General features: G+C 66.9%; 22 protein-coding genes and 1 tRNA gene. 8 read left to right on the top strand and 15 right to left on the bottom strand.

What is annotated here, in order from left to right; genetic code table 11:
* A partial coding sequence (gene yfcF / locus BW39_RS22760; RefSeq protein ID WP_043824445.1) for a glutathione transferase occupies positions 1–603 on the bottom strand: 603 nt, incomplete at its 3' end.
* Positions 604–712: 109 nt separating this feature from the next.
* Positions 713–1,051, bottom strand: coding sequence for a hypothetical protein (locus BW39_RS32080; RefSeq protein ID WP_017405441.1), 339 nt, complete (start codon positions 1,049–1,051; stop codon positions 713–715).
* Positions 1,052–1,864: 813 nt separating this feature from the next.
* On the opposite strand from BW39_RS32080, the gene BW39_RS22750 reads away from it, so the two are divergent.
* The gene (locus BW39_RS22750) at positions 1,865–3,202 is read left to right on the top strand and encodes a methyl-accepting chemotaxis protein (protein ID WP_013804000.1); all 1,338 of its coding nucleotides are present in this window, start codon (positions 1,865–1,867) and stop codon (positions 3,200–3,202) included.
* A gap of 12 nt (positions 3,203–3,214) precedes the next feature.
* Here the strand turns inward: BW39_RS22750 and BW39_RS22745 are convergent, their stop codons facing one another.
* Complete coding sequence (locus BW39_RS22745; RefSeq protein WP_043824444.1) at positions 3,215–3,874, bottom strand: hypothetical protein; 660 nt, start codon at positions 3,872–3,874, stop codon at positions 3,215–3,217.
* 133 nt (positions 3,875–4,007) lie between these two features.
* On the opposite strand from BW39_RS22745, the gene BW39_RS22740 reads away from it, so the two are divergent.
* The 3 genes from BW39_RS22740 (at position 4,008) to vapC (ending at position 5,338) form a co-directional block, all read left to right on the top strand.
* Positions 4,008–4,550 (top strand): helix-turn-helix domain-containing protein, encoded by a 543-nt coding sequence (locus BW39_RS22740; RefSeq protein ID WP_043824442.1) that lies wholly within the window; start codon positions 4,008–4,010, stop codon positions 4,548–4,550.
* A 156-nt stretch (positions 4,551–4,706) separates the two neighbouring features.
* Entirely contained in the window at positions 4,707–4,940 is a 234-nt protein-coding gene (locus BW39_RS22735; protein ID WP_043824440.1) for an antitoxin, read from the top strand.
* Positions 4,937–5,338, top strand: coding sequence for a type II toxin-antitoxin system tRNA(fMet)-specific endonuclease VapC (vapC, locus tag BW39_RS22730; protein ID WP_043824438.1), 402 nt, complete (start codon positions 4,937–4,939; stop codon positions 5,336–5,338). The genes BW39_RS22735 and vapC overlap by 4 nt, the downstream gene beginning before the upstream one ends.
* A gap of 289 nt (positions 5,339–5,627) precedes the next feature.
* Here the strand turns inward: vapC and BW39_RS22725 are convergent.
* From BW39_RS22725 to BW39_RS22700, 6 genes are all read right to left on the bottom strand, one after another.
* Positions 5,628–5,702 (bottom strand) — tRNA-Arg (locus BW39_RS22725).
* 78 nt (positions 5,703–5,780) lie between these two features.
* Positions 5,781–10,133, bottom strand: coding sequence for a translocation/assembly module TamB domain-containing protein (locus BW39_RS22720; protein ID WP_043824437.1), 4,353 nt, complete (start codon positions 10,131–10,133; stop codon positions 5,781–5,783).
* A gap of 2 nt (positions 10,134–10,135) precedes the next feature.
* Entirely contained in the window at positions 10,136–12,058 is a 1,923-nt protein-coding gene (locus BW39_RS22715; protein ID WP_175403267.1) for an autotransporter assembly complex protein TamA, read from the bottom strand.
* 4 nt (positions 12,059–12,062) lie between these two features.
* Positions 12,063–13,250, bottom strand: coding sequence for a vWA domain-containing protein (locus BW39_RS22710; RefSeq protein ID WP_012203587.1), 1,188 nt, complete (start codon positions 13,248–13,250; stop codon positions 12,063–12,065).
* Positions 13,251–13,281: 31 nt separating this feature from the next.
* A complete protein-coding gene (locus tag BW39_RS22705; protein ID WP_043824433.1) occupies positions 13,282–13,992 on the bottom strand; it encodes a GNAT family N-acetyltransferase in 711 nt (236 codons plus the stop codon).
* Positions 13,993–14,003: 11 nt separating this feature from the next.
* On the bottom strand, positions 14,004–14,858 hold the full coding sequence (locus BW39_RS22700) for an AAA family ATPase (RefSeq protein WP_012203589.1): 855 nt from the start codon (positions 14,856–14,858) through the stop codon (positions 14,004–14,006).
* Between the two features lie 116 nt (positions 14,859–14,974).
* On the opposite strand from BW39_RS22700, the gene BW39_RS22695 reads away from it, so the two are divergent.
* Positions 14,975–15,649: a c-type cytochrome gene (locus BW39_RS22695; protein ID WP_012203590.1), complete on the top strand. Its 675-nt coding sequence runs from the start codon at positions 14,975–14,977 to the stop codon at positions 15,647–15,649.
* Positions 15,650–15,719: 70 nt separating this feature from the next.
* On the opposite strand, the gene BW39_RS22690 is transcribed toward BW39_RS22695, so the two are convergent.
* Together BW39_RS22690 and BW39_RS22685 are read right to left on the bottom strand one after the other, a co-directional pair.
* Positions 15,720–16,178 (bottom strand): DUF1841 family protein, encoded by a 459-nt coding sequence (locus BW39_RS22690; RefSeq protein ID WP_012203591.1) that lies wholly within the window; start codon positions 16,176–16,178, stop codon positions 15,720–15,722.
* A gap of 78 nt (positions 16,179–16,256) precedes the next feature.
* Positions 16,257–16,856, bottom strand: coding sequence for a short chain dehydrogenase (locus tag BW39_RS22685; protein WP_012203592.1), 600 nt, complete (start codon positions 16,854–16,856; stop codon positions 16,257–16,259).
* A gap of 106 nt (positions 16,857–16,962) precedes the next feature.
* Between BW39_RS22685 and BW39_RS22680 the strand changes: the two genes are divergently transcribed.
* Complete coding sequence (locus tag BW39_RS22680) at positions 16,963–17,853, top strand: LysR family transcriptional regulator (RefSeq protein WP_017405387.1); 891 nt, start codon at positions 16,963–16,965, stop codon at positions 17,851–17,853.
* Between the two features lie 10 nt (positions 17,854–17,863).
* On the opposite strand, the gene kefC is transcribed toward BW39_RS22680, so the two are convergent.
* Positions 17,864–19,747 (bottom strand): glutathione-regulated potassium-efflux system protein KefC, encoded by a 1,884-nt coding sequence (gene kefC / locus BW39_RS22675; RefSeq protein ID WP_043824431.1) that lies wholly within the window; start codon positions 19,745–19,747, stop codon positions 17,864–17,866.
* A 297-nt stretch (positions 19,748–20,044) separates the two neighbouring features.
* Between kefC and BW39_RS22670 the strand changes: the two genes are divergently transcribed.
* Both BW39_RS22670 and BW39_RS22665 read left to right on the top strand, forming a co-directional pair.
* Positions 20,045–20,674, top strand: a complete 630-nt coding sequence (locus tag BW39_RS22670) for a LysE family transporter (protein WP_012203595.1) — start codon at positions 20,045–20,047, stop codon at positions 20,672–20,674.
* 76 nt (positions 20,675–20,750) lie between these two features.
* Positions 20,751–21,215: a MaoC family dehydratase gene (locus tag BW39_RS22665; protein WP_043824429.1), complete on the top strand. Its 465-nt coding sequence runs from the start codon at positions 20,751–20,753 to the stop codon at positions 21,213–21,215.
* Between the two features lie 155 nt (positions 21,216–21,370).
* On the opposite strand, the gene BW39_RS22660 is transcribed toward BW39_RS22665, so the two are convergent.
* The 3 genes from BW39_RS22660 to BW39_RS22650 all read right to left on the bottom strand — a co-directional run bounded on the left by BW39_RS22660 (position 21,371) and on the right by BW39_RS22650 (position 23,144).
* Positions 21,371–21,676: a DUF4148 domain-containing protein gene (locus tag BW39_RS22660; RefSeq protein ID WP_013803990.1), complete on the bottom strand. Its 306-nt coding sequence runs from the start codon at positions 21,674–21,676 to the stop codon at positions 21,371–21,373.
* Positions 21,677–21,859: 183 nt separating this feature from the next.
* Positions 21,860–22,357, bottom strand: coding sequence for a tRNA (uridine(34)/cytosine(34)/5-carboxymethylaminomethyluridine(34)-2'-O)-methyltransferase TrmL (trmL, locus tag BW39_RS22655; protein WP_043824427.1), 498 nt, complete (start codon positions 22,355–22,357; stop codon positions 21,860–21,862).
* A gap of 52 nt (positions 22,358–22,409) precedes the next feature.
* A complete protein-coding gene (locus BW39_RS22650) occupies positions 22,410–23,144 on the bottom strand; it encodes a ComF family protein (RefSeq protein WP_013803988.1) in 735 nt (244 codons plus the stop codon).
* Between the last annotated feature and the right edge of the window lie 27 nt (positions 23,145–23,171).

Below are 23,171 nucleotides of genomic sequence, written 5' to 3'. Positions count from 1 at the left end.
GGGCAGGGCCAGCCACTGCTGGACGGCGGGGTGCTGCCACTGCCGGCGCGCATAGGCGGCCAGCGGCGCAGGCACGGCATCGCCGTTGAGCACCAGGCGGTTGAGCATCAGCGCCAGATCCACATCGGCAATCGACCATGGGCCGGCGATGTGGTCGTCCTCCGAGCGGATGAAGGCTCCCGCCACCGAAAACAGCTTGCGCGCCGCAGCCTGGCCCGCATCCGACAGCGGCGTGGGCGTGGGGCGGTAGAACACCACTTCGGTGCTGCGCTCCGAGCGCAAGGCCATCAGATCGCTGCGCAGCCAGGCCTGGACCTGGCGCACGCGGGCGCGCGCCTGCGCATCCTGGGGGTAGAGCGGAGCGCCGCCAAAGCGGTCCTGCAGGTACTCGCAAATCGCCGAAGACTCCGACAGGCTGAAATCGCCGTCCACCAGCGTGGGCACCCGTGCCGTGAGCGATGCCGCCACATAGTCCGCCCCGGTGTTCTGTCCCGCCGAAAGGTCCAGCGTGCGCAACTCGAAGTCAATCCCCTTGACCTTCAGCGCAACGAATACGGACATGGCATAGGGAGAGGCGAATTGCGAATCGGCGTACAGCAGCATGGAGGCCTTTCGGGAGACTGCATCAGTGATTGGGGCACTGATGGTAGCCGAGTGGGCAGCCGGATGGCCGGGCCGGCCATGCCTCGGCCCAAGCCCCGCAGTCCCAGGATCACACCTTCAGCGACCGCTCGATATCCGTCAGCTTGTAGCGGGCCAAGGCGAGGTTGCCACGGGCCTTGTCCAGCACCAGGTAGAGAAACAGCCCGGGGCTGTTGGGGATGAGGCGGATCAAATGGTATTGGTCGCCCAGGGTGATCAGAATATCTTCGATGCCCTTGCGCAGTCCCAGCGACTCCATGGTCTTGAGCTTGGCCCGCACCACCTGGGTATTGCCTGCCGCAGCAAGCTCCAGATCCACGCCGCTGCCCGCCTGGGCCAGGCACATCCCGCTTTGATGGTCCACCAGGGCCGCCGCCATGGCGCCTTCGATGGAAATAATGGATTGCATGGATTGGGATAGATTGCTTGACATTGAAACTTCTCTTTTTCTGAAATCGGTGTTGCCACCGGATGAAAATCGGGCTGAGAGCTTCTGCAGCTCTTCGATCAAAACAAACCAAAGTGTTTCTGAACTGCTGTCCGGTAATCGGTAAAGCTGAATGGATTCATGGTGCGACATCCGCATTTGCTTGAGCGCTATTTCTTCCATGATGGCGCTTGGCATCAGAAAAATGCGTACGCAACGCACGGCCTCATTCAATGCTCTTTGAAACAACTCCCTGGCCTGATGCACGGCGCCGGGGCCGATCAGCAGCACCAGGGCGCTCGGCGCCGAGGGCTCGCACAGCGGCTCATCCCGCCCCGGCGGTCCGCCCCAGTCGATGACAGGGGCGCTTTCCGAGTCCGCCAGCCTCACGGCAACCCGCGGCTTGCCGGGGGCGTAGGCCACGCCCAGCTTGGCCAGGGCGCGGCCGCCCAGGCTGGAAGTCAAATCGATCACCCGAACGCCACAAGACATTTTTCAAGCACACAAGACAGAGGACGCCGCCAGGCGACGGAATGCTGCGAACTCTATATCAATTAGTTACATATGTTTCTTGCTGCTTGAAAGACTTGGGTCAGAAAAGGGAATTGGATGCCTTGAGAAAATGCAAACAATTGTGAATTGAAGAGGAGTTTTTTTATTTCTGTAGGCGTCTTCTGACAGGAAGTGCACGTCAATGCGAAGGACGCAGAAAATAGCAAACAGATACAATCGTTGCCACACCAGCCCATTGTCGGGCGCAAATCACCCATTCAGCGCTGAATAACAAGGGCTCCCATGCGCGGCATCCGCTCCATCCTGTCCAGGCTCGGCCTGCGTTCCGATTCCCCAAGCTCCCAACTGAAGGCCTTGTACAGCACCCAGGCCGTCATAGAGCTCGATCCCCAGGGCCACATCCTCTTCGCCAACGCGCAGTTTCTGGACCTCATGGGCTATGAGCTGGACGAGCTGCGCGGGCAGCACCACCGCATCTTCCTGGACCCGGCGGATGCGCAGGCTCGGGACTATCGGGACTTCTGGGCACGGCTTGCGCGCGGGCAAGCCTTTGTGGGCCGGTGCCGGCGCATCGACCGCCAGGGGCGGGAGGTCTGGCTGCAGGCCAACTACAGCCCCGTGCTCGACAGCCGTGGACAGGTGCTGCGGGTCGTCAAGTACGCCATGGATATCTCGGCCGAAGTGCTGCGCGACGCCGAAGCCAGCAGCCAGCTGGCAGCGGTAGGCAGGGCCCAGGCCGTGATCGAGTTCGGCCTGGACGGCAGAATCCTGCGCTGCAACCGCAATTTTCTGGAGGCCATGGGCTATGCGTCCGAAGACGAGCTGGTCGGCCGGCACCACAGCATGTTCGTGGCCCCGCAGGAGCGCAGTTCGGCCGAGTACGCGGCCTTCTGGGCGCACCTGTCGCAGGGCAAGCACTACCGGGGCCAGTTCCGGCGCATAGGGCGCCTGGGCAACGATGTCTGGATCGAGGCCAACTACAGCCCCGTGCTCAACCAGTCCGGCCAGCCCTTCAAGGTTGTGAAGTACGCCACCGACATCACGCAGCGCTACGAGGCCACGCGCCTGGTGCAATCGGCTTTCGAGCAACTGCAGCAATTGGTGCGCGACAGCGCTGCCCAGGCGCATGACGCGCATGCACAGGCGCGGGACGTGACGCGCATTGCCCAGCGCGGCGACGTGGCCCTGGACAGCGCGGTCGACGCCATGTCCAGCATCTCCAGCAACTCCCGTCGCATTGGCGAGATGGTGGGCCTGATCGATGGCATTGCCTTCCAGACCAATCTGCTGGCGCTCAACGCCGCCGTCGAAGCCGCGCGTGCGGGCGAGCAGGGGCGCGGGTTCGGTGTCGTGGCCGGCGAAGTGCGCAGCCTGGCCCAGCGCTGCGCCGAGGCCGCCAGGGAGGTCAAATCCGTCATCGGCGCGTCTGCGGCCAGCGTGCAACTGGGCTTCGAGCGTGTGAATGAATCGGGCGACATGATGAAGCAGATGCGCGCGGCTGCCGTGAACGCCAGCGACATCATGGACACCATCATCCAGGCCTCGCAGGCGCAGGACACGCGCCTGGGCGAGGTGCGCGAAGCCGTGCTGAGGCTGGAGAACGTCGTCGTCCAAAGCTGAGCCGCGCCCCGTTCATCCCAGGCGGCCCATGCCGCCTTCAAAGACATCGCGCACGTCACGAAGGGTCTGCGAACCCCATTCATCGCGGTGCTCGCCATGCAGGGCGGCCGCCACGTAAACGATCTCCGACAACTGCGAGATGCGTGCCGCCATGCCGTGCGCCACGATATGGCTCTCCGTGTTCTGGTGGTCGCCCATTTGCATCAGCACCTGCGCCAACTGCTGGACCTCGTAGTTGGCCTCGCGGGCCAGTTCGCGCCACTGAGATGGCGTTGCGCCGGTGTCCAGCCTGGCTTGCAATTCGTGCAGCGTGGTGCGTGGAAACACGATCCCGTCCACCGGCGTCTCTGATATCTGCGCCAGCGCCTGGGCCGCTTCTGCCAGCAGGCGAGTGCGTGGGCCGGACTCCGCATCGCCGGGCACCAGACGCGCCGAATTGATGCAGGCGGCCACATCAAACGCCGTGTTCTGCAGATCGCACGTCGAGCCCGGCTTGGCCGCGTGGCGTGCCACATCGCTGGCAATGCGCAGCAGGCGGTCGGATTCCCCGCTGTGCCGGTGCGTCTCATCGGTCATCGCGGCCTGCTTGAGTGCTTCAGCGGCCTGCAGGAACAGCGCGCGGTCCGCTTTGGCGAGCTTCTTGCGCGATGGTTTTGCGGCAGCGTGCTTCATGGACCTCCTTCGAGCAACGTACAGGGCGCAGCAAAGGAGCCGCCTGAGGGGTCAGGTAGTATTTGGCGCTTGTAGTGACAACGCTCCATAGACTATCAAACGAAAATTTGATCGTCAATAGTTTATATAAAAAATGTTTGACTTCTCTGCGCGCCTGACGGAGGAAAGAAATAGGCTGGGCCTTAGCCAAGAGGCGTTTGGCGCTATCGCGGGAGTGTCAAAGATGTCCCAACTCAACTATGAGAAGGGCGTCAGAAAGCCTGATGTGGGTTACCTCATGGCTGTGGCGGAGCAAGGGGTTGACGTTGCCTACCTGCTAACAGGTCAACGTTTGTTTGACCCGAACGCCATCCAGCACGAGCGCTCCGAACTCACCCTCGCGGCCCGCCTGCAGCAGGAACGCCAGCGCCTGAACCTCAGCGAAGCCGAACTCGCCCGCAAGGCCGGCCAAGCCAAACAGGTTCTGCAGCAATTCGAGTCCGGCGCCCTCGTCCCCGACGCCACTGCGCTGCAGCAACTGCACCTTGCCGGTGTCGATATCGGCTACGTGCTGCTGTCCCTGCGCTCCCATGCGCCCGACGCCGATGTGCAGGCACTGCTGGCGCATTACGGCAGGGCGACGGACGCTGGGCGTGCGCTGGTGCGAGGGGTGGCGGAGCTGGCCGGGCGGGGGTGAGGCTGGAGGCCTTCAACGCTCCCGGCCTGCGCGGCACATATCTGAAAAGCGTCAATAGCTACTGAATGAATAGCAAAATTGCAGCGCGCACAAGCCGTGCTGGACAGAGTGAAAAGCGGTAGCTACCATTAGTGACTACCAGTCAAGGAGCCCGCCATGGACACCGCACGCCTTTTCCAATCCGGCCGCAGTCAAGCCGTGCGGCTGCCCAAGGAATACCGTTTCACGGGCACTGAAGTCGTGGTGAAGCACTTCGGCAACGGCGTGTTGCTGCTGCCCGCAGACGACCCTTGGCAAACACTGCAAGCCGGGCTGGCTGAGTTTGAACCGGGCTTTGTGCTCGAGCGCGAGCAGCCTGATGCCCAGCAGCGGGACGAGATCAGCCCATGATCCTGCTCGACACCAACATCTGCATCTACATCATCAATGCCAAGCCCCCGGAGGTGCTGGCGCGCTTTCAGCAGTACCGCATGGGCGAGGTGGGATTGTGCAGCGTGGTGGCTGCCGAACTGGCCTTTGGCGTGGCCAAAAGCGGCTCGGTCCGTAACCGCCAGGCCCTGGAGATGTTTCTTGCCCCGCTCACCATCCTCCCGTTTGACGAGGCGGCCGTGTGGGCCTATGGCGACCTGCGTGCCGATCTGGAGCGTCGAGGCAGTCCCATAGGCGCGCTTGACACCATGATCGCTGCCCACGCCCTCAGTCAGCGGGCCCTGCTGGTCACCAACAACACCCGCGAATTCGCCAAGGTGCCCGGCCTGCAGTTGGACAACTGGGCTGTCGCTACCTGATTCCCTGGGTAAATCAGATCCTAGTGCTTGCTGTATGAGCGCAAGCGGATATCAAATGTGAAGTAATCGATATCTTTTCATCGAAACCCGGCTACCCAGTTCGCGCCTCTGGACAGAGCCAGCATGCATGCTGGCTGGCCGGCTCGCACTGACCCTGGACCGAACGCAAAAAGCCCCTCGGCACCTTTCTGATGCCGAGGGGCTTTTCTTGTTTCTACGCCACCTGTGCCCAGGCAGGTCCCCGGGGGCCAAGTGCAATTCGCAAGCCATTGATACAGAAGCAATTCAATGGTCCCTCCGACAGGAATCGAACCTGTATCTGGCGCTTAGGAGGCGCCCGTTCTATCCATTGAACTACGGAGAGGAGCAAACGGCGATTGTAAACCCACGCCGGACCCGCCCCGCGCACCGCCGGGAGGGCGGCATGCGGGGCGCTGGGGCGTCAGTCCTTGCGCACGGTGTAGATCAGGTCCAGCGCGCTGGTTTCCCCGGTCTGGCCGCGCAGGGTGAGGCGGCGCGAGAGGTCGTAGAAGATGTACAGCGTGCCCATGGCCCCCGAGAGGCTTTGCTCGTATGTGACGTAGAGATCGCTGGACAGGCGCTTGCCCAGGGTGAGGGCGGCGCCGGTGGAGCCTTCGCCGCCCGGGCCCTTGAAGCCGATCTCGTCCAGGCCCAGGTTGCTGGCGATCTTGCCGCTGTTGTTGCGCCCGCCGCTGAGCAGGGACAGCGCGGCCTGCTGGAGCAGGGCGCTTTCGGCGCCGCCCGTGGCGGGGTCGCGGCCCATGACCACCCAGGAGAGCTTTTCGGCATCGGGCATTTCGGGGTCGGAGTACAGGCGCACGCGCGGGGCGTTGGCCGTGCCCTGCACCTGCACGCCTGCGCGCACGGCGATGTTCGGGCGCAGCGCCAGGATGTCCAGCGAGGGGTTGGCGTAGGGGCCGTTGAAGCGGATGAGGCCGGTCTCCACGTCCAGCGACTGGCCCCAGGCGCGGTAGCGGCCCTGCACGGTGCGGATCTCGCCCGTGATGCGCGGCGGGCCGCCCGCCACGGTGGGGCCTTGAACTTCCAGCGCGCCTTCCAGGCGGGTGGTGATGCCGTAGCCCTGCAGCGCGAAGTCGCGGCCCAGGTCGAGCTTGACGAGGATGTCGGGCAGCTTGATGGTTTCCGCGCGGGCCTGGGCCTTGCGGTCGGCCTGCTGCTGCTTGCGCGCCGCTTCCTGCTCGGCCTTGCGCGAGGCGGCCGAGTGCACGACCACGTCGGAGTCCAGCGAGGGGGCGGATTCCTCGGGCAGGATGATGGTGGCGCGGTCGGTGGTGAGGTCGCCGCGCAGCGTGAACTGGCCTTGCTCCAGCTTGGCCTGCAGGCCGCCGGAGATGCTGACCTGGCGGTCTGCGCGCACCAGCACCTGCAGCCTGGTGGCCTGGGCGCGCAGGTCCATGCTCAGGCCGGAGTTGCTGCCATCGGCATTGGGCGGGTCCCAGCGCACGAAGCCCGAGCCCGTGAGTTCGCCGCCTTCGCGCGGTGCCGTGGTGAGGTTGCCGCTGTAGCCCAGGATGCGCGCATTGCTGCCGCGCCCGCCCTGCATTCGCAGCTCGGTCAGGTCCAGCCGGTTGCCTTGCAGGCGGGCGCGCAGCACGCCGTTTTGCAGGTCGATGCCGTCCAGCGCGGACAGGATGCTCAGGCCGTCGGCCGAGAGATTGCCCTGCCACTGCGGGTTCTGGCGGTCGCCGCTGATCTCGGCCTTGGCCTGCAGCGAGCCGGTGACGCGCCATCCGGGCGGGGCGAACAGGGCCCAGATGCCGATGTCGGGCATGCGGGCGTCGATCTGGCCGGACAGCGGGGCCTTCTCGGGCCAGGTCCAGGTGCCGTCCTGCTGGGCCAGGCGCGTGCCCAGCTGGGCGGTCAGGGTGCCGGCGCGTTCGCTGTCCCAGTCGAGCTTGGCCTGCACGTCGTCGCCCTGGGCACGCACGCTCAGGCGTGCCTGCTTGATGTGGGCGCGCATGCCGGCGCCGCGCACGGTATGCGTGCGCACTTCGCCGGGCTTGCTGGAGCGCGGGCCGGTGGTGTGGATGACGGTGGTGCCCGAGCCGTCTTCCACGGCCAGGCGCAGGTCGCCGGCTGCACGCTCGACCAGCAGTTCGGCCTTGAGCGCGGGGCCGGTGGTGTCCAGGTCCCAGCGGGCGTTGAAGCTCAGGTCGCCGCTCAGGCCCATGGCGGCCAGCGGGGGCTCCTCGGCCATGGACAGGGCATCGACCCAGGCCAGCGGCAGGGCCTGGGCGCGGCCGGTGCTGCGCAGGGCCCAGCGGCCGTCGCCGCCCTGGGTGGCGCGGGTGTCGTCCCAGGCCAGCAGCACGGGCTGCGGCGCCTCGGCATTGGCGCGGCGCTGGGCCAGCGTGGGCGGCGTGACCTGCAGGCTGCCGGCCGACGCCGTGAAGGTGGTGGACAGGACGGTACGGCCCGTGGTGCGCTGGGCGATCTGCACGGGCTGCTTGCCCGCCAGTTGCAACTGCCAGGGGCCGGGCAGGTCCTGGCCCGGATTCAGCCGTGCCTGCAGCCTGTCGATGCTGGCCTGCCAGTCCAGGGGCGCGGCACCGCGCGCCGTGGCAAGGCCTGCCTGCAGGGCCGTGTCGATCTGCGCGGTCTGCGTGCCGCGCTTCGCCTGGCCGGTGAGGGTGAGGCTGGCCTGCTCGGGCGAGCCCTTGAGGGCCAGGCGCAGCTCGGGCAGCTCCAGCGCCTGCTCGGGCGGCGTGTTGGCGGGCAGGTAGCGCAGCTTGGCGGCCTGCAGGTCGGCCTGCAGTTGCAGGCCGCTGGCGGGCAGCGGGTCGCCCACGGCAGCCTTCATGCGCTTTTGCAGTGCGCCCCATCCGCCGCGCCAGCTGGCGTCCAGCTGGGCCTGGCCTTCGACCAAGGCGCCGGCCAGCGGGTCCTTCATGCCGGGCAGCTTGCGCAGCCACTGCGTGAGGGCGGTGAGTGACGACAGCTTGAGCTGGCTGCTGCCCTGGCCTGCGGCGGGGCTGATGTGGCCGTCCAGCGAGAGCTCGGCGCCGGGCAGCTCGGCCTTCAGCACGGTCTGCAGTTTTTGCTGTTCGGTGTCGAACTGCAGGCTGCGGCTGCGCACCGAGGCCTGCAGCGCATCAAGCTGCAGGTTCTCCAGCGAGAGCACGGGCTGGGCCCAGCGGCCCTTGGTGGCGAGTTTCTCTATGCGCAGGGGCTGGCGCTTGCCGCCCGCGGGCGCGGCTGCGGCCTGGATGTCCACGCTGAAGTCCACCTGCTGCTCTGCCGTGGTGCTGGCGCGCAGCTCGCCCTGCAGCGGTGCGGCTTCCAGGATGCTGTAGAGCGCGGCGGGGTCCAGGCGCTGGACCTTGGCCTGGCCTTCGAAGACCTTGGTGGCGGGCTCGAAGCGGCCCTGGGCGTCGATGCTGCCCGAGCCTATGGCGATCTGCGCCTGCTCCAGCAGCCACTGCTGGCCGTCATAGCGCACCGCGGCCTCGATCTGGTCCAGCGGCAGGCGCTGGCGGTCCCAGGGACCGGGCATGGCGTTGTTCAGGCGGGTCGTCAGCTGCCAGGCGGTGTTGGCGATGGCCGAGCCTGGTGCCTGGTCCGATGACTGCTCCGTGCCTGGTGCTGTTCCTGGTGTCGTGGCTGGTGCCTGGGCTGCATCAGCTGCCTTGCCATCCGGCCCGGCCTGCAATTCGCCGCTGATGCGTGTGCGCGGTCCCTGGGGCCAGAAGGCGGCGATGTCGATCTGGCTGAGCTGGGCGCGCGCGGTCTGCAGCGGCTGGGGCTGCCAGGGCCGGATGCTGGCCTCGATGTCCGCATGCATGGGTTCGGACACGGGGGCGGCTTCCTTGCGCTCCCTGGCCTTGCCGTTCTTGCCATCGGCCTTGGCGGATTTCTGTACGGCGGCAGGGGCAGGCGTCTCCTCGGACACCGTCCCGGGCTTGGCATCAACCTGGAGCTTGATGCCCAGTTGCGCAGCGGCGGTGGCCAGGGTGCCGTCGATCTGTGCCTTGGCCTGCACGGCCAGCGGTGCAGGTTTGGGGGCCTTGGCCGTGGAGGCCTCGTCATCCGAAGCCAGGGCCGGCGCCTGCAGGTCGCCCTGCAGCTGGGCCTGGATGGCCATGGGCGCACGGGCCTGCAGGCGCAGCCTGGCCTGGTAGTTGCCATCGGCCCATTGCAGGTCGCGCACGTCCAGCTGGTGCTCGCTGCCGTCGTAGACGTAGTGGCCTTGCAGGCCCAGCACCTCGGCCTGGGGCGGGCCTTGCCAGACGATGCGTTCCACATGGAAGGGCACGTCGATCTTCACGGGCAGCACCAGCTGCTGCAGCGGCTCGACGGGTTTCTTGTCCTCTGGGTCGGGGGTGCTGGCAATGCTCAGCTCGGCGATGCGCACTTCGCCCAGGCGCACGGTGCGCGACAGCAGGGGGCGCAATTGCCAGCCAATGGTGGCGTCGCGCAGCTCCACCTTCATGGTGGGGCTTTGCCATTGCAGCCAGCCGATGCGCCCGCCCTGGCGCACGGTGCCGGTCACCTCCTTGGCCTGCAGGCTCTGGCCTGCGGGCAGCCAGCCGGCCACGCGCTGCAGGGTGTAGGCCAGCGAATCGGCACGGCCGGCCCACCACCAGGCGGAGCCCAGCAGGGCGGCCAGCAGCAGGACCAGGACCAGGAAGAACCAGAGCAGGGCGCGCAGCCAGCGGCGGCGGCGGGGCGCGGGCGCCGGCTGGGGAGGGGACGCCTGGGGGCTTTGATCTGGCGCGGCGGAGGAGGCAGGGGTATTCAAACGGGAATCCACCATGGTCAGAAGTTGAAGCCCAGGCGCAGGTGCAGGCGCAGCTGTTTTTCCTGGGCGCCCCAGGCGATGTCGGCCTGCACGGGGCCCACGGGGCTGCGCCAGCGCAGGCCGGTGCCCACGCCCACGCGCATGTACATGGAGTCGGGCGCATCGCCCACGGTGCCGGCGTCCAGGAAGACGGCGTGCTCCCAGTCCTGCGTGTTGCCCTTGATGACGATGGGCCGCTGCCATTCGATGCTGCCCACGGCCATGTAGCGCCCGCCGATGACCTTGCCGCTGTCGGTGCGTGCACCGATGCTCTGGTAGCCGTAGCCGCGCACGGTGTTGTCGCCGCCGGTGATGAACAGCTGGGTGACGGGCAGGTCGGCATCCTTGCGGGCCAGCAGGGCGCCGCCGGAGGCGCGCAGCGCCAGGCGGCTGCGGCGCTTGGTCTCGGGATCGACCTCGCCGATGGGAATCAGGCTGAGCCAGCGGCCCGAGACGCGGCCGAACGGCGTGCGCTGGGGCGTGAGCGTGGTGCCCGCGCCGACTTCCCAGGCGAAGCCGAAGCCCGAGGAGGGCGCCAGCGTGCTGTCGAAGTAGCGGCCCGTCCAGCCGTAGTTGGCCGTGACCGACGAGCTGGACGGGGGCGCGCCCTCGCCCTGGGTCTTGGCGTAGTCGTACTGCAGGTAGTAGTTGCGGTCGATGTGGTCTTCGGACTTGGTGCGGCCGGCGCGCAGCTGCAGGCTGTTGACATCGAAGTCGCCCGAGGGCGCGCGCTCGGCCTTGGCCGTGGTGAACCAGCGCCACAGGGTTTCATCGGGCAGGGCGGTCCACTGCGTGGAGATCAGCGGGTTCTTGCGGTCGAAACGCATGCGCGTGACGGCACGCCAGCCCAGCCAGGGCAGGCGGTTGTGGATGTGGTCCACGCTCAGGCGCGGGCCGGTGTCGGTGCTCATGCCCACGCCGAAGACCCATTTCTGCATCTGGGCCTCGCGCACCTGGGCGATGACGGGCGTGGTGACCTGGGCGCCCTTGCGCTTGAGGGCCTCCTCATCCTCGGCGGCGCTTTCTCCCTGCTGGGGCACGTTGGCCAGCGTGAGGAAGACGGAGTCGTAGTAGCCGCTGCTGGCCAGGCGCAGCTGGGCATCGACCAGGGCGGTCTGGTCGTATTCCTCGCCCTCGGGCAGGCGTGCGATGCGGGCCGTGCCCACGGGGTCGTAGCGCTGGGCGCCTTCGATGCGCAGCGGGCCGAAGGTGTAGGCCGGGCCGGGCGCATAGGCCACGCTGACATCGGCCTCATGCGTGTCGGCGTCGATGTCGGCCAGGCTGGAGTCGATGCGCGCCAGCGGATAGCGGCGCGACTGCAGCGTGCGCAGGCCCTGGCTCTTGGCCTGGCTCCAGTTGGACTGGCTGAAGCGCTGGCCGGGCTGCAGCGGCCAGTCCTCTTCGATGGTGGCGCGCTGGGAGGCGCCGTCGGGATCATCGGCATTGACGCCCGCAAAGCGCACCTGGCTGCGCGCAATGGTGGCGGGCTCGCCCGGGTCCACCTTGACGGTGACCTGCAGCGGGGCCTCTTCGGATTCGGGCGTTTCCTTGATCTCCACCGTGACCGTGGGGCTGAAGTAGCCCAGCGTGCCGATCAGGTCGCGCACATTGGCGTCGGTGGCGCCCAGCAGCCGCGTGAGCTCGCGCCGCTGCAGATCGCTCTGGTAGCGGTAGCGGCGCAGCTCGAGGTGCTTTTCCAGCAGCTCGCGCACTTCCTTGGGCGCATCGACGACGAGCGAGAAGGCCGGGTCGCCGGTCGCTGCAATCAGCGACGGGTCCGTGTCCTTGTCATCATTCTTGGACGGCAGGAGGCTGCAGCCACCGAGCATCAGGGCTGCACTCAACAGAAACAAAAACGCCGGCCCTCGGGCCGGCGCTGTCGCGGGGGGGAGCTTGGGCATCGGCCTATTTTGACAGCAGGCGCATGGCGTCTTCCAGACCTTTGAGTGTCAAAGGGTACATGCGGTTGCCCGTGAGCTGCTGGATGATGCTGATGCTCTGGCGGTACTGCCAGACGCCAGGCGGCTCGGGGTTGATCCAGGCAAAGCGCGGGAAGGCATGCGTCAGGCGCTGCAGCCATTCGGCGCCGGGCTCCTCGTTCATGTACTCCACGCTGCCGCCGGGCTGCAGGATCTCGTAGGGGCTCATGGTGGCGTCGCCCACGAAGATCAGCTTGTAGTCCTTGTTGTACTTGCGGATGATGTCCCAGGTCGGAAACTTCTCGGCGAAGCGGCGGCGGTTGTTCTTCCACATGAAGTCGTAGACGCAGTTGTGGAAGTAGTAGAACTCCAGGTGCTTGAACTCGCTCTTGACGGCGGAGAACAGCTCTTCCACGCGCTGCACGTGCTCGTCCATGGTGCCGCCCACGTCCATGAGCAGCAGCACCTTCACGTTGTTGTGGCGCTCCGGGATCATCTTGATGTCCAGGTAGCCCGCGTTGGCGGCCGTGCTGCGGATGGTGTCGGGCAGGTCCAGCTCCAGCTCGCCGCCTTCGCGGGCGAACTTGCGCAGCCGGCGCAGCGCGACCTTGATGTTGCGCGTGCCCAGCTCCTGCGTGTCGTCGTAGTCGCGGTAGGCGCGCTGCTCCCAGACCTTGACGGCGCTCTTGTTGCGGCCCGGCCCGCCGATGCGCACGCCGGCCGGGTTGTAGCCGCCGTGGCCGAAGGGGCTGGTGCCGCCCGTGCCTATCCATTTGTTGCCGCCTTCGTGCCGCTCCTTTTGCTCTTCGAGCCGCTTCTTGAGCGTCTCCATCAGCTCGTCCCAGCCCATGGCCTCGATGGCGGCCTTTTCCTCGGGCGAGAGCTCGCGCTCCAGCAGCTTCTTCAGCCAGTCCTGGGGAATTTCGCGCGTGAGGTCGGCCACCATCTCCACGCCCTTGAAGTAGGCGGCAAAGGCGCGGTCGTACTTGTCGTAGTGCTTCTCGTCCTTGACCAGCACGGTGCGGCCCAGGTGGTAGAAGTCGTCCAGGCTCCAGGCGTCGTCGCTCTTGGGGCCGACCACGCCGGCCTGCAGTGCCTCCAGCAGGGTCAGGAACTCCTTGACCGAGACGGGCAGCTTGGCCGCGCGCATGGTGTAGAAGAAGTCGATCAGCATGGCATCTCCCGAGGGCCCTGCGTACGCGCCCTCATGTGCGCGCCACGGCGGTGCTGCCGTCCGAATGGCGCTGCAACTGGTCCAGCAGCTGGGCGCGCGACTCGGGCCACTCGCCGCTGCGCAGGCTGTACATCACGGTGTCGCGGATGGTGCCGTCGCGGCGCAGCGCGTGGCCGCGGATCACGCCGTCCTTCCTGGCACCCAGGCGCTCGATGGCGCGCTGGCTGGCGAAGTTGAAGCAGTCCGTGCGCCAGCCCACCACATGGCAGGACAGCGTGTCGAACGCATGGCCCATGAGCATGAGCTTGGCCGAGGTGTTGACATGGGTGCGCTGCACGCTGCGCGCGTACCAGGTGTAGCCGATCTCCACGCGGCGCACCTCGGGCAGGATGTCGTGGTAGCTGCTGGTGCCCAGCACCTTGCCGCTGTCGTCGTCCAGCACGGCAAAGGCGAAGCGCTTGCCCAGGCTGCGCTGCTCCAGGGCGGCTTCGATATAGGCACGCACATCACCGGGCTCGGGTGCCGAGGTCACGCGGATGCGCCACAGCTGGCCGTCCTGCACGGCCTCGCGCAGCCCGGCTTCATGGGCCAGGGCCAGGGGCTCCAGCCGCACGCCGTTGAAGCGCATGACCACGGGTCGCACAAAGCCCTGGTGCGCCACCGCGCCGGCCACGGGAATGGTCGTCACCTGGCCGGTGAGGGCCGGCACGCCCGTGTCGTTGGTGTGTTCGGGATGGGGCATGGGCGCAGGCCTCAGCGGTTGCGCTGGTTCATGAAGACCAGCTTCTCGAACAGGCTCACATCCTGCTCGTTCTTGAGCAGGGCGCCCACCAGCGGCGGCACGGCGACCTTGCCCTCGGCGGTCTGCAGCGACTCCACGGGAATGTCCTCGGCCACCAGCAGCTTGAGCCAGTCGATCAGCTCGCTGGTGGAGGGCTTCTTCTTGAGGCCGGGCAGGTTGCGCACGTCGTAGAACACCTTCATCGCGGCGGTCAGCAGCTCGCCTTGCAGCTTGGGGAAGTGCACGGCCACGATCTGGCGCATGGTGTCGGCGTCGGGGAACTTGATGTAGTGGAAGAAGCAGCGGCGCAGGAAGGCGTCGGGCAGCTCCTTTTCGTTGTTGGAGGTGATGAACACCAGCGGCCGGTGCTTGGCGCGGATCATCTCGCGCGTCTCGTAGCAGTAGAACTCCATGCGGTCGATCTCGCGCAGCAGGTCGTTCGGGAATTCGATATCGGCCTTGTCGATCTCGTCGATCAGCAGGGCCACGGGCCGGTCTGCCGTGAAGGCCTGCCACAGCACGCCCTTGATGATGTAGTTGTGGATGTCCTTGACGCGCTCGCCGCCGTCGATGTCGGACAGTTGCGAGTCGCGCAGGCGGCTGACGGCGTCGTATTCATACAGCCCCTGCTGGGCCTTGGTGGTGGACTTGATGTGCCACTGCAGCAGCGGCATGTCCAGCGCTGCGGCCACTTCCTCGGCCAGCATGGTCTTGCCCGTGCCGGGCTCTCCCTTGACCAGCAGCGGGCGCTGCAAGGTGGCTGCGGCATTCACCGCGAGCATCAAATCCTGGGTGGCGACGTAGTTCTCGGAACCTTGAAATTTCATGGGCGGTATCAGCGTAAGTATTGATGGGGACGCTTGACGGTGGCTGCCATAATCGTTCGCGCTACCCGCTCAGCAGTAGGCATCCGTCAGAACTCTTGAAGGATTGTGCGCGCAAAATGATAAAAACTTTGACCACGGTATTGGCGCTGACTGTCGCATCTGTGACCCCTGTGGCACAGGCCCAGCAAAGCAAAGGTGACGCAAAGGCAGGGGAGGGGAAGATCGCCATGTGCATTGGCTGCCATGGCATCCAGGGCTACCAGGCCAGCTTCCCCGAGGTGTACAAGGTCCCCAAGATTTCAGGACAGGGCGCACCCTACATCGTGGCCGCGCTGCAGGCCTACCAGAAGGGCGAGCGCAAGCACCCCACCATGCGCGGCATCGCCGATCCGCTGACCGAGCAGGACATGGCCGACGTGGCCGCCTACTACGCCGAGCATGGCGTGGCCAAGGCCGCCGACGCCAAGGTCCGCGAGCCCAGCACCCAGGTTGCCGCGCTGCTGCAAAAAGGGGCCTGCGTCTCCTGCCACGGCCAGGGTTTTTCCAAGCCCATCGACCCCAGCTACCCGAAGGTGGCGGGCCAGTATGCGGACTATCTGTACTCTGCCCTCAAGTCCTACAAGACCGAAGGCAACCCCCACATCGGCCGCAGCAACGGCGTGATGGCCGGCATTGCCAAGCAGTTCACCAACAGCGAACTCAAGGCGCTGGCCAACTACATCGGCAGCCTCGATGGCGAGCTGCAGACCCTGCCCCAGCCCCATTTCCGCCTCGGCCAGAAATCGCAGTAGGTCGCGCCTTTCCTCCAAAGCAAAAGCCCGCAATTGCGGGCTTTGTCTTGAGGGCAATGAAGGGCCGGAACTATGCGCCGCCCGTGGCCTTGGCACCGTCGCTGGTGGCGCGGCGCTGCACGGCGGCAATGTAGGCCTCGCCATCCGGTGGGCGGCCCGAGCGCTGGCTTTCCCAGAGCATCTGCCCCAGGCATTCCATGGTGGCGTGGTGGGCGTCGTGCAGCGAGTCCAGGCGGCGGCTGAGCAGCTCCACGGCCTGGCGTATGCCGCGCGGCTGGTCGATGCTGCACTGCTCGCTGATGGACAGGTGCATGGACAGGTGCAGGAAAGGATTGGTCACGCCGGGCGTGGCGTCGTAGTCGCGCAGCAGGGCGGCGTCCACGTCGGCGAGGTCATCGAAATACTCGGGATGCTCGGCAATCCAGAGGCTGGCCAGCGTCTCTATGGCCTCCATCGGCGCGCCGTTCAGCATCTTGGTGCGCACGCCGCAGAAAAAGCGCCGCACATCGGCTTGGGTGGGGTTGAACATGGTGGCGCGCAGCGTAGCACGCAGCCCTTTTGGGCGGGCACGCAAGGACTTTGCCGAGGGCCCGCCGCAAGACAGGGATCAGAGCACCTCGAAGACCCTGCCGGTCTGGGCGCCTTCCACGCTGCGCTGGTAGGCCAGGGCCACGCGCGCGGCGGGCACGGTCTCGAAGCCGGGGAAGACCGAGCCATAGGCCTGGGCCGATTCGGTCAGCAGGGTGGGGCTCACGGCATTGATGCGCAGGCCGCGCTGCAGTTCGACCGCAGCGCCGGTGACGAATCCGTGGAGGGCGGCATTCACCGTCGATGCATTGGCGCCGTGGCGGATGGGCTCGGTGGCGGCGACGCCGCTGGTCAGCGTGATGGAGCCACCGTCGCGCAGCCAGCGCTGTCCCAGCAGGGCGAGCCGCACCTGGCCCAGCAGCTTGTCCTGCAGGCCGGAGTTGAACTGCTCGGCCGTCATCTCGGACAGCGGGCCGAAGTGCAGCTTGCCGGCCGTGCTGACGATGGCGTCCACCTGGCCGGCGGCTTCGAACATTTTCTGCAGCGTCTCGGGCTGCGTGAAGTCGGCGCGCAGGTCGCCGCTGTTGCGGCCCACGGTGACGATCTCATGGCGCGGGGCCAGCAGGGCGTGGACAGCGCGGCCAATGGTGCCGGTGGCACCGATGAGCAGGATCTTCATGCGTTTTTCTTTCGGAAGGAGTGAACAGGCCTCCAGTGTTTTGCAAATTGCCTATGCCATAAAGTAGCGAAATCTTTTTGTACTACTAAGCATTGGTTAGCAATCCATGGACAAGTTGCGCAATATGGAGGTCTTCATGGCCGTGGTCGAGGACGGCAGCTTTGCCCAGGCCGCGCGGCGCCTGGATATCTCGGCCGTGATGGTGGGCAAGCATGTGCAGCAACTGGAAGCCCACCTGGGCGCGCGCCTGCTGCAGCGCACCACGCGGCGCCACAGCCTGACCGAGGTAGGGCGCAGCTTCTACGAGGACAGCCGCCAGGTCTTCGAGCAGTTGCGCTGGGCCGAGTCTGCCGTGGAGCGCAGCCGCAGTGCCCCGCAGGGCCTGCTGCGCATCAGCGCGCCGACCACGCTGGGCAACCATGTGATCGCGCCGCTGGTGGCCGACTACCAGCTGGCCAATCCGCTGGTGCGCGTGGACCTGCAACTGAGCGACAGCATGGCCGACCTGGTGGGCGAGAACATCGACGTGGCCGTGCGCATCGGCCCCGTGGGCGGCGAAGGCCTGGTGGCGCGCCCGCTGCAGCCCTATCGCATGGTGATTGCGGCGGCGCCCTCGTACCTGCGGCGGCGCGGGCATCCGCGTGGCGTGGACGATCTGGCGCGCCATGACTGCCTGAGCTACGCGGTCTGGCAGCGCCGCTCGGAATGGATTCTGCGCGGCGACGGCTCGGGTTCGGTGCAGTGGCCCGAAGACGCCCGCCTGCGCTGCAACAGCGGCGACGGGCTGCGCCATGCGGCGCTGCGCGGCCTGGGCCTGATCCTGCAGCCTGAGGTGCTGCTGGCCGCCGACTTGGCCGCGGGCCGGCTGGTGCCCGTGCTGCAGGACTGCGTGCCACTGCCGCGACCGGTGCACCTGGTGTATCTGCCGGACCGCCGCCAGCTGCCCAAGCTGGCGCAGTTCGTGGACCACATGGTGCGGGCGCTGGGCGCGGCCTGAGGCCCGATTTTCAGGGGCCGGGCGGCGGCGGGGCTTCCTGCGGTGCCTGGTCCTTCTCCTGCTGCGCCTGGGCCTCCTGCCGCTCCTTGGCCATCTGCTCGACCAGCTGCTGGCGGCCCTGCTTGGCCACGGCAATGAGCTGGGCCTGGTCCTTGTGGTGGGGGTACATGCGCTCGATCAGCTCCAGGTTGTGCTCCCGAAAGCGCGTGGTGGTGCGCTGGGCCTCGGCAGGGCTGTGGCCCGCAAGTTCCAGCACGGTGCGCGCCGACACCAGGCTGGACTCGAAGACTTCGCGCTCGACATGGTGCACGCCCAGGTCGCGCAACTGGTACCAGTGGGCCATGTCGCGCGCGCGGGCCACGATTTCCAGATGCGGAAAGCGCTTGCGCACGCGGGCGGCGATCTTCAGCGATTGCTCGGAAGAGTCCACGGCAATGACCAGCACCCGCGCCTTGTCCGCGCCGGCAATGCGCAGCAGGTCCATGCGCGTGGCATCGCCGAAGAACACGCGGTAGCCGAAGGTGTGGGCCACTTCCAGCATCTCCACGCTGTGGTCGAGGATGGTGGCCGGCACGCCCTGGGTCAGCAGCACGCGTGCCACGATCTGGCCGTAGCGGCCAAAGCCCGCAATGATGATTTGCGCGTCCTGCGGCTCCGATATTTCATGGGGCCTGGCAGTCTGGCCCGCGCCGTCGACCTGGCAATCCTTCATGTCGGCAAAGCGCTTGAGCAGCAGCTTGTCCATCAGCACCAGCACCAGCGGGCCGATCAGCATGGACAGGGCCACGGCGGCCACCAGCATGGACGAGATGCTGTGGTGGAACACCTTGTACTGCGCCGCCGTCTGGAACACCACGAAGGCGAACTCCCCGCCCTGGGCCAGCAGCAGGGCGAACACCGGGCGCTCGCGCCAGGGCAGCTTCAGCACGCGGGCCAGGGTGTAGAGCACGGCGCCCTTGAGCGCCAGAAAGCCCAGCACCATGGCCGCCATGGCCCAGGGCGCGCGCAGCAGCACGCCGAAGTCGATGCTCATGCCCACGGCCATGAAGAACAGTCCCAGCAGCAGGCCCTTGAAGGGCTCGATGTTGGTCTCCAGCTCGCTGCGGTACTCGCTGTCGGCCAGCAGCACGCCGGCCAGGAAGGCGCCCAGCGCCATGGACAGGCCCACCTGCACCATCAGCATGGCAATGCCCACCACCAGCAGCAGCGAGGTGGCCGTGAAGATCTCGGGCGTGCGGCTGCGCGCGATCCAGCGCAGCAGGGGGCGCAGCAGCAGGCGGCCGCCCACCACCACGGCAGCGATGGTGCCCACGGTCTTGAGCACCTGCAGCCACAGGTGGCTGTCGGTGTGCGTGGCATTGGCGGCCTTGACCGCGCCCAGGATGGGGATCAGCGCCAGGATGGGAATGGCGGCCACGTCCTGGAACAGCAGGATGGAGAAGCCGGCCTGGCCGCTGGGCGTGCGCATGAGGTTGCGCTCGGCCATGACCTGCAGGCAGATGGCCGTGGACGACAGGGCCAGGCCCATGCCCGCGATCAGGCTCACGCGCCAGGAAAAGCCGAAGGCCCAGGCCGCCAGGAACAGCACGCCCGTGCAGGCCAGCATCTGCGCCAGCCCCCATCCCAGGATGGGCCGGCGCAGCTCCCACAGGCGGCTGGGCTGCAGCTCCAGCCCGATCACGAAGAGCATCAGCACCACGCCGAACTCGGCAAAGTGAAGAATGTCATCCACATTGCTGACAAGCGACAGTCCCCAGGGGCCCATGGCAATGCCGGCACCCAGGTAGCCAATGATGGCGCCCAGGCCCAGGGCACGCGCAATGGGCACGGCCAGCACGGCGGCGGTGAGATAGAGAAAGCCGTAGGTCAGCCAGATGGGGGCGCTGTGTTCCATGGGAGCTCGGGATCTTGGAGTTGGTGTTTACCCTGGGGCAATTGATTGTGTCACTCTCACAGCCGGGTCAGCTTCCTGACAGGGTTAAAAATGCCCCCCACGCTCCCCTTGCTGCGCAAGGTCCGCTGCCCCTGGCCGGGCGCCCCCCGAGGGGGCCGTTTTCATCTTGAGGCGGCCCGGCGATGAAAAATGCCACCGAATGCTTCATCGCCCCATCCGGCTTTGCCGCGGCAGTGCGTCATATCGGCTGCACAGTTTTAAGATACCGGCCTGCTCCGTATTTTTAAGGTGTTTGGCATGGATTGGCACACTTGGATCGCCTACTTTGTGGCCTGCTGGATCATTGCGGTCTCCCCGGGCTCGGGCGCCGTGCTGTCCATGAGCCATGGCCTGTCGTATGGCGTGCGCAAGAGCAGCGCCACCATCTTCGGGCTGCAGCTGGGGCTGCTGACCATCTTGCTGATCGCCGGTGCGGGCGTGGGCTCGCTGCTGCTGGCCTCCGAATGGGCGTTCAACGCCGTGAAGATCGTCGGCGCCTGCTATCTGATCTACCTGGGCATCAGCCAATGGCGCTCGGGTGCCGCACCTCTGGCCACCCAGGAATCCATGCCCGAGCTCAGCGTGCGCCGCCGCGTGCTCACGGGCTTCCTGACCAACGCCACCAATCCCAAGGGCATCATCTTCATGGTGGCCGTGCTGCCCCAGTTCATGACCACCAGCCGCCCGCTGTGGCTGCAGTTGCTGATCCTGGCCGCCACCATGCTGGCCGTGGACACCATGGTCATGCACGGCTATGCGGCCAGCGCCAGCGCGCTGCGCGGCTTCATGCGCAGCGCGCGTGCGGTGCGCAGCCAGAACCGGGTCTTTGGCGCACTGCTGATGGCCGTGGGCACAGGCCTGTTCTTTGTTCAGCGCGCGTCCAGGTGACATCCACCCTGGACTAACCCTAGCCTGTCGCGCGCCCGACATGGAGTGCGCGGCACCGGCCCCTACCATTTGGGGCATGAAAACCTTCCATTCCTATTCCGAAGTGCGTACCTGCGTGGGGCAGGAAGTCGCCGTCAGCGACTGGATCACCATCACCCAGCAGCAGGTGCAGCTGTTCGCCGATGCCACGGGCGACCAGCAATGGATCCATGTGGACCCCGAGCGCGCGTCCAAGGGCCCCTTCGGCGCGCCGATTGCGCACGGCTTTCTGACGCTGTCGCTGATCCCCCAGTTTTTCCAGAACTGCTTTCACATCGAAGGCGCGCAAATGGGCGTGAACTACGGCCTCAACCGCGTGCGCTTCACCTCTCCCGTGCCCGTGGGCAGCCGCCTGCGTGCGCGCCTGACGCTGCAGGCCGCCGAGCCTATCGAGCCCGGTGGGCTGCAGATGACCTGGCTGGTGACCGTGGAGCGCGAAGGCGCCGACAAGCCCGCCTGCGTGGCCGAGTCCGTGGCCCGCAACTACGGCGCCAAGGCCTGAATCAGAACTGACCCCCACGCGACCCTTGCTACGCAAGGTCCGCTGCCCCCCAAGGGGGCGCTTTTCATCTTGGGGCGGCCCGGCGATGAAAAAAGCCCGCAGGGGGCACCTGCGGGCTGGCTGCGTGGTGGCAGCGGTTGCGGGGGGGCTGAGGCTCAGGCGCCGAAGTTCAGCTGGCCCGAACGCTCGGCGGCGGCGGCTTCGCGGCGCACTTCATCGCGGCTCACGGTGGCGGTGGCAGTGTTCTGGATGGGCAGGTAGCCTTCTGCGACGGAGGGCATGGTGCCATTGGCCTGGGCGGCCTTGAGGTCGGCCATGACCTGGGCACGTGTCAGCGTGCTTTGGGTCTTCACTTCGGGCGGGTAGCTGCTGTTGTCGGCATAGTCGAAGCCGGCAGCCTGGGCGGCGATGGCGGAGATGGAGAGGGCGGCCAGGACGGCAAAACGGCGGGTGTTCTTCATGATTCAAGTCCTTTGTTTTGTTTCTGGGACAGGGCGTTCTTTGCGGAAATCGCTTGGTAACGTAGAGCCCATGACTCAAATGTAGGACGGCTTGGAATCGGGAAAAACCCTTGGATTGGCAATGCGCTTTTTCAGCTGTTGAAACAATCGGCCGGGAACTTTCCGCCCGGTCCGGCCGATCGCTCAGGCCGCGCCGGCTGCTCCCTCGGCCAGGGCAGCGCCCACGAATTGCTGCTGGCGCCAGGCTTCGAACACGGTCACGGCCACGGCATTGGACAGGTTCAGGCTGCGCTGCTGCGGCAGCATGGGCAGGCGCAGGCGCTGCTGCGGCGGGAACTGCTCGCGCACCTCGGCGGGCAGGCCCTTGCTTTCGGAGCCGAACACCAGCCAGTCGCCGGGCTGGAAACCGATGGCGTGGGCAGGGCTGCTGCTGTGCGTGGTCATGGCGAACATGCGCTGGCGGTCCGGCTGGCAGTCCTGCAGGAAGGCCTGCCAGTCGGCATGGCGGCGCACGGGCGCGTACTCGTGGTAGTCGAGGCCGGCGCGGCGCATCAGGCGGTCTTCCATGGAAAAGCCCAGCGGCTCGATCAGGTGCAGGCTGCAGCCGGTGTTGGCGGCCAGACGGATCACATTGCCGGTATTGGGCGGGATCTCCGGCGCGACGAGAACGATATGGAACATGGCCCGTATTGTCTCGCGGCGGCCTATGCCCCCGGGCCCCGAACCCCCACGATCAGGGCGTGCGCGCCAGCACCAGGGCGCTGACCTCGGCCGCGCCTGCACGCCGCAGGCAGGTGGCCAGCGCATGCAGGCTGGCACCCGTGGTCATCACATCGTCGATCAGCAGGACCTTGCGGCCGCGCACATGGGGCAGTTGCGCTGGCGGCACCGCAAAGACCCCGCGCAGCTGGCGCAGGCGCAGGGCGCGCGGCAGGTCATGCTGGGCCTGTGCCGTGTGGGCGCGCTGCACGGCCTGGTGCCGCAGCTTGCCGCGGGTGGATGGGCCGGACAGCGCACGGGCCAGCACCAGGGCCTGGTGAAAGCCGCGTTCGCGCAGGCGCTGGGCAGACAGGGGCATGGGCAGCAGCAGATCGCATTGCTCCAGCTGCTCGCGCGCCCCGTGCTGCTCCAGCAGCAGGGCGGCCAGGCTGCGTGCCAGGCCGGTGTCTCCCCGGAATTTGAAGTCGCCGATCACCGTGTGCCAGGGATAGGCGTAGTCCAGCGCAGCAAGGCAGTGCGTCAGTGGCGGGGGCTTGACCAGGCAGGCGCCGCAGACCTGCTGGCCCCCGCTGGCGCCGTGCCCCGCTGGCAGCGGCATGGCACAAAGCCCGCAGCGAGGCAGCGGCCTGGCCCAGCGCAAGCGGCAGTCCTGGCACAGGCGCTGCGCCGGCCAGCGGCGGCAGACGGCGCACTGGCTGGGCAGGCCGGCATGCCAGTGCGAAAGCCATGACGCAGGCAGGTTGGGCATGGAGTCAATATACTCGCGCCGCGTCCG

Source organism: Delftia sp. RIT313, assembly GCF_000632165.1.
Lineage (GTDB): Bacteria > Pseudomonadota > Gammaproteobacteria > Burkholderiales > Burkholderiaceae_C > Comamonas > Comamonas acidovorans.
This window is presented reverse-complemented; position numbering and strand designations above follow the sequence as displayed.

Excerpts from the sequence above, each read along its gene's own strand:
- BW39_RS32080 (WP_017405441.1), bottom strand. The coding sequence starts at position 1,051 with ATGCAATCCATTATTTCCATCGAAGGCGCCATGGCGGCGGCCCTGGTG.
- BW39_RS22750 (WP_013804000.1), top strand. The coding sequence starts at position 1,865 with ATGCGCGGCATCCGCTCCATCCTGTCCAGGCTCGGCCTGCGTTCCGAT.
- BW39_RS22745 (WP_043824444.1), bottom strand. The coding sequence starts at position 3,874 with ATGAAGCACGCTGCCGCAAAACCATCGCGCAAGAAGCTCGCCAAAGCG.
- BW39_RS22740 (WP_043824442.1), top strand. The coding sequence starts at position 4,008 with ATGTTTGACTTCTCTGCGCGCCTGACGGAGGAAAGAAATAGGCTGGGC.
- BW39_RS22735 (WP_043824440.1), top strand. The coding sequence starts at position 4,707 with ATGGACACCGCACGCCTTTTCCAATCCGGCCGCAGTCAAGCCGTGCGG.
- vapC (WP_043824438.1), top strand. The coding sequence starts at position 4,937 with ATGATCCTGCTCGACACCAACATCTGCATCTACATCATCAATGCCAAG.
- BW39_RS22720 (WP_043824437.1), bottom strand. The coding sequence starts at position 10,133 with ATGGTGGATTCCCGTTTGAATACCCCTGCCTCCTCCGCCGCGCCAGAT.
- BW39_RS22715 (WP_175403267.1), bottom strand. The coding sequence starts at position 12,058 with ATGCCCAAGCTCCCCCCCGCGACAGCGCCGGCCCGAGGGCCGGCGTTT.
- BW39_RS22710 (WP_012203587.1), bottom strand. The coding sequence starts at position 13,250 with ATGCTGATCGACTTCTTCTACACCATGCGCGCGGCCAAGCTGCCCGTC.
- BW39_RS22705 (WP_043824433.1), bottom strand. The coding sequence starts at position 13,992 with ATGCCCCATCCCGAACACACCAACGACACGGGCGTGCCGGCCCTCACC.
- BW39_RS22700 (WP_012203589.1), bottom strand. The coding sequence starts at position 14,858 with ATGAAATTTCAAGGTTCCGAGAACTACGTCGCCACCCAGGATTTGATG.
- BW39_RS22695 (WP_012203590.1), top strand. The coding sequence starts at position 14,975 with ATGATAAAAACTTTGACCACGGTATTGGCGCTGACTGTCGCATCTGTG.
- BW39_RS22690 (WP_012203591.1), bottom strand. The coding sequence starts at position 16,178 with ATGTTCAACCCCACCCAAGCCGATGTGCGGCGCTTTTTCTGCGGCGTG.
- BW39_RS22685 (WP_012203592.1), bottom strand. The coding sequence starts at position 16,856 with ATGAAGATCCTGCTCATCGGTGCCACCGGCACCATTGGCCGCGCTGTC.
- BW39_RS22680 (WP_017405387.1), top strand. The coding sequence starts at position 16,963 with ATGGACAAGTTGCGCAATATGGAGGTCTTCATGGCCGTGGTCGAGGAC.
- kefC (WP_043824431.1), bottom strand. The coding sequence starts at position 19,747 with ATGGAACACAGCGCCCCCATCTGGCTGACCTACGGCTTTCTCTATCTC.
- BW39_RS22670 (WP_012203595.1), top strand. The coding sequence starts at position 20,045 with ATGGATTGGCACACTTGGATCGCCTACTTTGTGGCCTGCTGGATCATT.
- BW39_RS22665 (WP_043824429.1), top strand. The coding sequence starts at position 20,751 with ATGAAAACCTTCCATTCCTATTCCGAAGTGCGTACCTGCGTGGGGCAG.
- BW39_RS22660 (WP_013803990.1), bottom strand. The coding sequence starts at position 21,676 with ATGAAGAACACCCGCCGTTTTGCCGTCCTGGCCGCCCTCTCCATCTCC.
- trmL (WP_043824427.1), bottom strand. The coding sequence starts at position 22,357 with ATGTTCCATATCGTTCTCGTCGCGCCGGAGATCCCGCCCAATACCGGC.
- BW39_RS22650 (WP_013803988.1), bottom strand. The coding sequence starts at position 23,144 with ATGCCCAACCTGCCTGCGTCATGGCTTTCGCACTGGCATGCCGGCCTG.